Origin of the sequence: Citreimonas sp. (assembly GCF_042096055.1) — a bacterium.
GTDB lineage: Bacteria > Pseudomonadota > Alphaproteobacteria > Rhodobacterales > Rhodobacteraceae > Citreimonas.
The window spans coordinates 48,529-50,205 of the sequence record NZ_JBELMH010000012.1 but is presented as its reverse complement, the minus strand read 5'-3'; the positions used below and the strand labels follow the sequence as shown (position 1 = coordinate 50,205).

The following is a 1,677-nucleotide window of genomic DNA, read 5'->3' as shown; positions in this document are numbered from 1 at the left end:
GCGGCCACGACGCGGCCGTCGCGGGTGGCGGTGCCGGCGTGGAACACCTGGTGAAAGCTGTCCTCGAGCAGCGTTTCCAGCCCGCCGATCGCGCCGCCCTTGGCGTAGGCGCCGGGATAGCCCGCCGCCGCGATTACCACCGTCATCGCGTGGTCGTCGCCCCAGTTGACCTGCGCCTCGGCCAGCCGCCCCTCGGCGCAGGCATGCATCAGGTCCAGCGCCTGGCCCCCCAGCCGCATCATCAGCACCTGGCATTCCGGGTCGCCGAAGCGGGCATTGTACTCGACCAGCCGCGGCGCGCCGTCCTCGATCATCAGCCCGACATAGAGCACGCCGGAATAGGGCGTGCCGCGGCGCGCCATCTCGGCCATGGTCGGGCGCACGATTTCGTCCAGCGCGCGCGCGGTGACCGCGTCGTCCATGACCGGCGCGGGCGAATAGGCGCCCATGCCGCCGGTGTTGGGGCCGGTGTCGCCGTCGCCCACGCGCTTGTGGTCCTGCGCGGTGCCGAAGGGCAGGCAGGTCGCGCCGTCGACCAGCACGAAGAACGACGCCTCCTCGCCGGTCATCATCTCCTCGATCACCACCTCGGCGCCGGCCGCGCCGAAGCCGCCGCCGAACATGTCGTCGATGGCCTCCAGCGCCTCGGATTCGGTCTGCGCCAGGATCACGCCCTTGCCGGCGGCGAGGCCGTCGGCCTTGACCACGATCGGCGCGCCGTGTTCGCGCACGTGGGCCTTGGCGGCCTCGGCGTCGGTGAAGTGGCCGTAGCGCGCGGTGGGCGCGCCCACGGCGTCGCAGATCTCCTTGGTGAAGGCCTTCGACGCCTCCAGCCGCGCGGCCGCCGCCGAGGGCCCGAAGACCGGGAAGCCCGCGTCGCGCAGCACGTCGGCTACGCCGGCGGCCAGCGGCGCCTCGGGGCCGATGATCACCAGGTCGATGGCGTTCTCGCCGGCGAACTCGGCCACCGCGCCGCCGTCGAGGATGTTCAGGTCGGCGCATTCGGCGATCTGCGCGATGCCCGCGTTGCCGGGCGCGACGATCAGCTTGTCGCATTTCGGATTCTGCAGCGCCGCCCAGGCCAGGCTGTGTTCGCGCCCGCCGCCGCCGAGGATGAGGATGTTCATGGACCGCGCCTCCGTTTCATGGCCCGCCTCATAGCCAGCGCGCGCGGGCAAGGAAAGGTCAGTATCCGAGGCCCGCGAGCGGGTCGCCCCCCAGCACCGCGTCGTAGACCTGCAGCGTCCGCGCCGCCTTGGCGTCCCAGGTGAAGCCTTGGGCGGCGAAGGCCCGCGCGGCGTCGGACCGCGCGGCCATGCCCGCGCGGTCGGCGGCTGCGTCCAGCATCGCCCGCGCGAAGCCGTCCACCAGCGCATCGAGCGGCGCCATCGGCACCGCCACGCCGCGCCCCTCGGCCACAAGCGCGCCGGGCGCGCCGTAATCGGTGACGAGGCAGTCCATGCCGCTGGCCATCGCCTCGATCACCACGCCGGCGCCAAGCTCGCGGATCGACGGAAAGACGAAGGCGTCGCAATTGCGCATCCAGTTGGCCACGCCCGCCTGGTCGGTGCGGCCGTGCAGGGTGACGCAGTCCTCAAGCCCGTGCTCGGCGATCAGCGCCTCGATCCGCGCGCGTTCGGGGCCGTCGCCGACGATCTCCAGCCGGTGCGCGCGCAG

The 1,677-nt window shown here is 72.9% G+C and carries 2 protein-coding genes; both read right to left on the bottom strand.

Features of this window, described 5'->3' with window-relative positions; all coding sequences use genetic code 11:
- Nucleotides 1-1,127, bottom strand: a 1,127-nt coding sequence (gene purD / locus ACFDTC_RS04980; RefSeq protein ID WP_375257766.1) for a phosphoribosylamine--glycine ligase, incomplete at its 3' end; no start/stop codon positions are given.
- 58 nt (nt 1,128-1,185) lie between these two features.
- Nucleotides 1,186-1,677: glycosyltransferase (locus ACFDTC_RS04975; RefSeq protein WP_375257765.1), on the bottom strand; the 492-nt coding region annotated here is incomplete at its 5' end.